This is a genomic window from Polymorphospora sp. NPDC050346, assembly GCF_040655695.1.
GTDB classification, from domain to species: Bacteria; Actinomycetota; Actinomycetes; order Mycobacteriales; family Micromonosporaceae; genus Polymorphospora; species Polymorphospora lycopeni.
Genome location: NZ_JBFAKM010000022.1, coordinates 127,555 through 134,283, shown reverse-complemented (window position 1 = coordinate 134,283; position 6,729 = coordinate 127,555). Strand labels below are relative to the sequence as shown.

Annotated in this window: 6 protein-coding genes; 1 reads left to right on the top strand and 5 read right to left on the bottom strand. The window is 73.6% G+C overall.

Annotation, left to right across the window (positions count from 1 at the left end; all coding sequences use genetic code 11):
* Positions 1 to 152: 152 nt before the first annotated feature.
* A complete protein-coding gene (locus AB0I42_RS22655; RefSeq protein WP_357539674.1) occupies positions 153 to 497 on the top strand; it encodes an RNA polymerase-binding protein RbpA in 345 nt (114 codons plus the stop codon).
* A 14-nt stretch (positions 498 to 511) separates the two neighbouring features.
* On the opposite strand, the gene pgl is transcribed toward AB0I42_RS22655, so the two are convergent.
* The 5 genes from pgl to tal form a co-directional block, all read right to left on the bottom strand.
* The gene (gene pgl / locus AB0I42_RS22650) at positions 512 to 1,306 is read right to left on the bottom strand and encodes a 6-phosphogluconolactonase (RefSeq protein WP_357539700.1); all 795 of its coding nucleotides are present in this window, start codon (positions 1,304 to 1,306) and stop codon (positions 512 to 514) included.
* Between the two features lie 23 nt (positions 1,307 to 1,329).
* A complete protein-coding gene (locus tag AB0I42_RS22645; RefSeq protein WP_357539672.1) occupies positions 1,330 to 2,349 on the bottom strand; it encodes a glucose-6-phosphate dehydrogenase assembly protein OpcA in 1,020 nt (339 codons plus the stop codon).
* A 64-nt stretch (positions 2,350 to 2,413) separates the two neighbouring features.
* Positions 2,414 to 3,937, bottom strand: a complete 1,524-nt coding sequence (gene zwf, locus AB0I42_RS22640) for a glucose-6-phosphate dehydrogenase (protein ID WP_357539670.1) — start codon at positions 3,935 to 3,937, stop codon at positions 2,414 to 2,416.
* Positions 3,938 to 3,939: 2 nt separating this feature from the next.
* The gene (locus tag AB0I42_RS22635; RefSeq protein ID WP_357539668.1) at positions 3,940 to 5,583 is read right to left on the bottom strand and encodes a glucose-6-phosphate isomerase; all 1,644 of its coding nucleotides are present in this window, start codon (positions 5,581 to 5,583) and stop codon (positions 3,940 to 3,942) included.
* A complete protein-coding gene (tal, locus tag AB0I42_RS22630; RefSeq protein ID WP_357539666.1) occupies positions 5,580 to 6,728 on the bottom strand; it encodes a transaldolase in 1,149 nt (382 codons plus the stop codon). Before tal ends, AB0I42_RS22635 begins: the two co-directional genes overlap by 4 nt.
* Position 6,729: the final 1 nt, after the last annotated feature.

Below are 6,729 nucleotides of genomic sequence, written 5' to 3'. Positions count from 1 at the left end.
CCCCGGGGGGCCGGCCCCCCCCGCCGGCCCGCGCGCCGAATTCTTGGCGGCCGATCGTCCGTTGCCGCTCGGGTCCGGCGGCCGCACGTCGCGCTCCATCGTGTCGCGCCGCCGTCCGGTGGCACCGCACCCGACGACAGGAGCGAACGACCGTGGCCAGTGGCAGCGCCATCCGGGGTGTCCGGATCGGATCCGGTCCGATGCGACCGATCGAGCGCGGTGAACCCGCACCCCGCCGGTCGGTCACCTACTGGTGTGCCGGCGGGCACGCCAACCCGATCCTGCTCGCGGCCGACGTGCCGCCGCCGGCCACCTGGGACTGCCCCCGCTGCGGGCAGCCGGGCGGCCTCGACGCCGCCAACCCGCCGGGGCCGGCCCGGCCCGAGCCCTACAAGTCGCACCTGGCATACGTGAAGGAGCGGCGCAGCGAAGCGGACGGCGAGGCGATCCTCGCCGAGGCCCTGGCCGCCCTGCGCCGGCGCCGCGGCGAAGTCTGATCCGCTCCGCCCCGTCAGCCGGTGGACGGGGCGGCTTCGGCGTCGAGGAACCAGCGGGTGCGGTCGACGCCGTGGACGGCCGCCGCGGGCAGCGGACCCGCCGGCCCCGCCCAGCCGTCCGGCCCGGCGTCGGCCGGGGGCGCGGCGGTGCCGGACTCGGTCAGGGCCAGCCGCACCGCGCCGGCCTTGTCGGCACCGGACGCGACCAGCCACACCTCGCCGGCGGTGTTGATCGCCGGCAGGGTGAGGGTGATCCGCACCGGCGGCGGCTTCGGGCTGTCCCGGACGGCGGCCACCGGCTCGGTCGCACCGGTGACCGGATGGCCGGGGAACACCGACGCGACGTGCCCGTCCTCACCGACCCCGAGCAGCAGCACGTCGAACCGGGGCAGGTCGCCGTCCGGACCGGCGGCCGCGGCGAGGGCCTGCCCGTACCGCTGGGCCGCCGCCTGCGGGTCGGGTCCGTCCGGCCCGTCGTCGGCGGGCATCGGATGCACCCGGGCCGGGTCGAGGGGCAGCGCGTCGAGCAACGCCGCCCGGGCCTGGGTCTCGTTGCGGTCGGGGTGGCCGGCCGGCAGGAAGCGCTCGTCGCCCCACCAGACGTCGACCCTGGACCAGTCGACGCGGTCCCGGTCGGACAGGTCACGGACGGTGCGGTAGACGTCGGCGGCGACCCGGCCGCCGGTGAGCACCACCGACGCGGCGCCCCGGGCCGCCTGCGCCCCGGCCAGCGTCTCGACCAGCCGCGCGGCGACGACCCGGACCAGTTCGTCCCGGTCGCCGAGCACGCTCCGGCGTACGCCGGCCACCGGCACGTCCGGCTCCGGCCCGCTCACCCGGCCGACCCACCCGGACCGGCGTGCGCACCCATCTGCGCCTCGGCCCGCTTCGCGGTGATCGGATCGCGCCACACGTGCACCCGCTGCGCCGGCCGCTCCTCGAGGCCCGACTCGCCGGCCATCGCCTCCAGCGACTGCGAGTAGATCTGGTCGGCGTCGAGCCGGCGCAACTCCTCGGCCAGTTCGTCGCCGAGCGGGCGACGGACCAGGGGCAGCTGCCGCTCGTTCTGGCCGGTACGCCGGAACGTCGCCATGCCACCGTCGCGGACCAGTTCCAGCTCGTCGCCGTTGGCGCAGCGCAGCTCGACCGAGCGCATGCGGGGAAACTCCGTCGTCTCCCGCAACGTGGGCGAGATGCCCAGCCGGGCCTTCAGCCACCCGGACATCAGCGCCGCCGTCGGGTCGGTCGGCGGTGCGGTGATGGTGGCCTCGGTCACCTCGGCCGCGGTCGTGTCGAACGCCCCGGCGACCAGGGTGCGCCACGGCGTGATCCGGGTCCAGGCCAGGTCGGTGTCGCCCGGCGCGTAGTCGGCCGCCCGCCGGTGCAGCGCCTCGACCGGGTTCACCGCCTGCGCCGTGTCGGTGATCCGCCGGTCGGCGACGATGCCGAGGAAGTCGGTGGCGATCTCGTCCGGCGGCTCGCTGTGCCACCAGGTGACCACCGGTACGTCCGGCACCAGCAGCGGCATCACGACCGACTCGGCGTGCAGGGCCAGCCGGCCGGACATCCGCATGACGACCGCCTCGCAGGGGCCGAGGCGGCCGCCGACGACGATCTCGGCGTCGAGCCGGTTCCGTTCGCCGTTGATGTCGGAGCGGACGACGACCAGCAGCCGGCACGGGTGGGCGGCGGCGGCGATGGTCGCCGCCGCCTCCGCCTCGCGGACCCGCTTCTCATCGACGACCACGATCAGGGTCAACGCCATGCCGCTGGCGACGCCGCCCGCGCTGCGCCGTTCGGCGGCGAGCGCCTTCACCACCTCGTTGCCGGTGGTGTCCCACAGCCCGATCACGGGTTCCTCCAGGTCGCCTCGGTCACGCCCGACACCGGCCCGGTCACGTCCGACGCCCGGCCGGTCATGCCCGCCGCCAGGACCGGCCGTCGCGGGCCAGCATCTCGTCGGCGGCCCGCGGCCCCCACTCGCCGGACCGGTACGGCTCCGGCTCGGTGCCCTCCCACGCCTGCTCCAGCGGGTCGACCACGGCCCAGCTCTGCTCGACCTCGGCCGCGTCCGGGAACAGGGTGCGGTCGCCGATCAGCACGTCGAGCACCAGCCGCTCGTACGCCTCCGGGCTCTGTTCGGTGAACGCCTCGCCGTACTGGAAGTCCATGGCGATGTCGCGCAGCTCCATCGTGGTGCCCGGCACCTTGGAACCGAACTTGAGCACGACACCCTCGTCGGGCTGGACCCGGATGACGAGCTGGTTGTGCCCGAGCAGTTCGACGTCGGCCGGGTTGAACGGCAGGTGGGGCGCCTTCTTGAACATGATGGCGACCTCGGTGACGCGGCGGGGGAGCCGCTTGCCGCACCGGATGTAGAACGGCACCCCGGCCCAGCGCCGGTTCTGGATGCCGAGCCGCACCGCGACGTACGTCTCGGTGGTGGAGTCCTTCGGCACGTCGTTCTCGTCGAGGTAGCCGACGGCCCGTTCACCGGCGACCCAGCCGGGCAGGTACTGGCCGCGTACGGTGCCGGTGGCGACGTCCTCGGGCAGCGCGATCGCCTTCAGCACCTTCAGCTTCTCGGTCCTGATCTCGGCGGCGTCGAAGCTCGTCGGCTCCTCCATCGCGACCAGGGCCAGCAGCTGGAGCAGGTGGTTCTGGAGCACGTCGCGGGCGGCACCCGCGGTGTCGTAGAACCCGGCCCGGGTGCCGATCCCGACGTCCTCGGCCATGGTGATCTGCACCGAGTCGACGTGCCGGGAGTTCCACAGCGGCTCGAAGAGGTTGTTGGCGAAACGCAGGGCAAGGATGTTCTGCACCGTCTCCTTGCCGAGGTAGTGGTCGATCCGGAAGACGTCGTCGCGGGTGAAGACGTCGTCGACCAGGTCGTTGAGGGCCTTCGCCGACGGCAGGTCGAACCCGAACGGCTTCTCCACCACGACCCGCCGCCAGCCGCCGGACTTGGCGTTGTCGGCCAGGCCGGTACGGGCGAGCTGCTTGAGCACGACCGGGAACGCGGCCGGCGGGATGGAGAAGTAGAACGCCGCGTTGCCCGGGATGCCGTGCGTCTCACGCAGCTCGTCGAGGGTTTCGACGAGGTGGTCGAACGCGGCGTCGTCGTCGAACGACCCGCCGACGAACTTGATGTTGCCGACGAGCCGGGCCCACACCTCCTCCCGCCACGGGGTCCGGGCGTGCTTCTTCGCCGACTCGTACGCCATCGACTCGAAGTCGCCGTCGCCCCAGTCGCGGCGGGCGAAGCCGGCGACCACGAAGCCGGGCGGCAGCAGGCCGCGGTTGGCCAGGTCGTAGACCGCCGGGAGGAGCTTCTTGCGGGACAGGTCGCCGGTCACCCCGAAGATGACCAGCGCACATGGTTCGGGGATCCGCGGCAGCCGCCGATCCTGCGGATCACGTAGCGGGTTCACGCCGGCCATTGTCAGCCCCGCAGGTTACGAACGGCGTCGAGGACCTGCGCCACGCCGGCGGCCCGGTCGGTCAGGTGCAGCCGGACCAGCGGCCGGTCGCGGCCGGTGAGGGCCTCCCGGTCGCCGGCGGCCTGCGCCGCCTGCAACGTCCCGAAGCTGTACGGCTTGCCCGGCACCGGCAGGTCGTCGGTGACCGCCCCGGTGATCTGGAGGTACGACCCGACCTGCGGCCCACCCTTGTGGTACTGCCCGGTGGAGTGCAGGAACCGGGGTCCCCAGCCGAAGGTGACCGGCCGGCCGGACGCGGCGGCGAGCAGCGGGCGTACGTCGGCCGCGGCGGCGTCGCCGAACCGGTCGAGGTAGGCCATCACGGCGAGGTAGCCGTCGCCGACGATGCCGTCGACCAGCCCGCGCAGCACCTCGGCGAGGGTGCCGCCGGTGCCGCCATACACCTCGACGGCGCCCTCGGTGAACGCGGGCGTCTCGGTGGGCAGGCCGGCGGCGAGCAGCCGGTTGGTGTTGTCCTTGGACTCGGTGACGTTCGGCTGGTCGAACGGGTCGATGCCGAGCACCCGGCCGGCGACCGCGGTGGCGTACTCCCAGGCCAGGAAGTGGGCACCGAGCGGGCCGTTGACGGCCAGGTGCGGGCGTACGCCGCCGCCGGGCACGGTGCCGGGCGGGCAGGCGCCGCCGGTGGTGACGGTGAGTACGTCGTCGCCGGTGGCGCCCGGGCTCTCCGGGGCCTCGACGACGACGGGCAGGATGCCGATGCCGCTCTTGCCGGTCGACTCGGCGACGAGTTGCTCGATCCAGTCACCGAGCCCCTCGATGCCGGTGCCGTCGGAGACCAGCGCGACCTTGTCGCGGCCGACGGTGGCGGCGGTGCCGAGTGCCGCGCCGAGGGCGAGGCCGGGGTTGTCGGTGTCGCCGGCCAGCGAGCGGGCGAACTCGTCGGCCTCGTCGAGCAGGTCGGCGACGGCGACCCCGGCCAGCGCCGACGGGACCAGGCCGAAGGCGGTCAGCGCCGAGTAGCGGCCGCCGACCTCGGGGTCGGCGAGGACGACGTGGGCGCCCATCTCGGCCGCGGTCGCCTCCAGCGGCGAGCCGGGGTCGGTGACGACGACGAAGTGCCGGCCGGCCTCGGCCTCGGTCAGACCGGCGTCGAGGAACGCCTGCCAGTAGGCGCGCCGGTGGCTGTCGGTCTCCACGGTGGAGCCGGACTTGCTGGCGACGACCACGACGGTGCGGTCCAGGCGCTCGCGCAGCGCGGCGCCGACCTGGTGCGGGTCGGTGGTGTCGAGGACGGTCAGCGACCTGCCCAGGGTGCGGGCGATGACCTCGGGCGCCAGCGACGACCCGCCCATCCCGGCGAGTACGACGTGGTCGAGGTCGCCCAGTTCCGCACGCAGTTCGGCGAGCTGGGGGAGCAGTTCCCGGCTGCGCTCGAAGGTGTCGATCCAGCCGAGGCGGATCTTCGCCTCCTCCTCGGCCTCCGGGCCCCACAGCGTGGGGTCCTTGGCGGCGAGCTTGCCCGGTACGCCGTCGGCGACCAGCGCGGCCCGGGTGGAGGCGGGGGCCTCCTTGTCGACCGCGTCGGCGCCGTAGACGGCGAGCCCCGCCGCCGCCTCGACGCCACCGTCCAGCAGATCACTCACGAGTTGCCTCCGGCTGCCTTGTTGGGGGTGGCCGCGCCCTGCGCCGCCGAGTCCAGCGACTTGCGTACGCCGTCGAGCAGTTCGTTCCAGCTCGCCTCGAACTTCTCCACGCCCTCGCGTTCGAGGACGGCGACCACGTCGGCGAGGTCGATGCCGTTCGCGGTGAGCGCGTCGAGCACGCCGCGGGCGTCGTCGTAGGCGCCGGTGACGGTGTCGTCGCGGGTCTCGCCGTGGTCGGCGTACGCGTGGATGACGGCTTCGGGCATGGTGTTGACGGTGCCCGGGGCGATGAGTTCCTCGACGTAGATGACGTCGCGGAACTCGGGGTTCTTCGTCGACGTGGAGGCCCACAGCGGACGCTGCGGGTGCGCGCCGGCGTCGGCGAGCGCCTGCCAGCGGGCCGAGGAGAAGACCTCGCTGTAGCGCTGGTAGGCGAGCTGGGCGTTGGCGATCGCGGCCTTGCCCTTCAGCGCCTTCGCGTCGTCGGAGCCGAGCTTGTCGAGCCGCTTGTCCACTTCGGTGTCGACGCGGGAGACGAAGAACGACGCCACCGAGCCGATCTTGGCCAGGTCGTGGCCGTTGGCCCTGGCCTGCTCCAGGCCGGCGAGGAAGGCGTCCATCACCTCGGCGTACCGCTCGAGCGAGAAGATCAGCGTGACGTTGACGCTGATCCCCTCGGCCAGGGTCGCGGTGATCGCCGGCAGGCCCGCGGCGGTCGCCGGGATCTTGATGAACAGGTTGGGCCGGTCGACCAGCCACCACAGCGCCTTGGCCTCGGCGACGGTCTTGTCCGTCTCGTGCGCCAGCCGCGGGTCCACCTCGATCGACACCCGGCCGTCGACGCCGTTCGTCGCGTCGTACGACGGGCGCATCACGTCGCACGCCCACCGCACGTCGTACGTGGTGAGCATGCGGGCGGCCTCCTCGACCGTCACGCCGCGGGTGGCCAGGTCGTGCAGTTGCCAGTTGTACTCGTCGGCGTCGCCCAGCGCCTTGGCGAAGATCGTCGGGTTGGTGGTGACCCCGACCACGTGCTTCTCGCGCCGGAGCTGGTCCAGCCCCCCGGAGCTGAGCCGGTTGCGGGAGAGGTCGTCGAGCCAGATCGCCACGCCCGTGGCGGTGAGTTCAGCAAGCCGGTCCGTCATG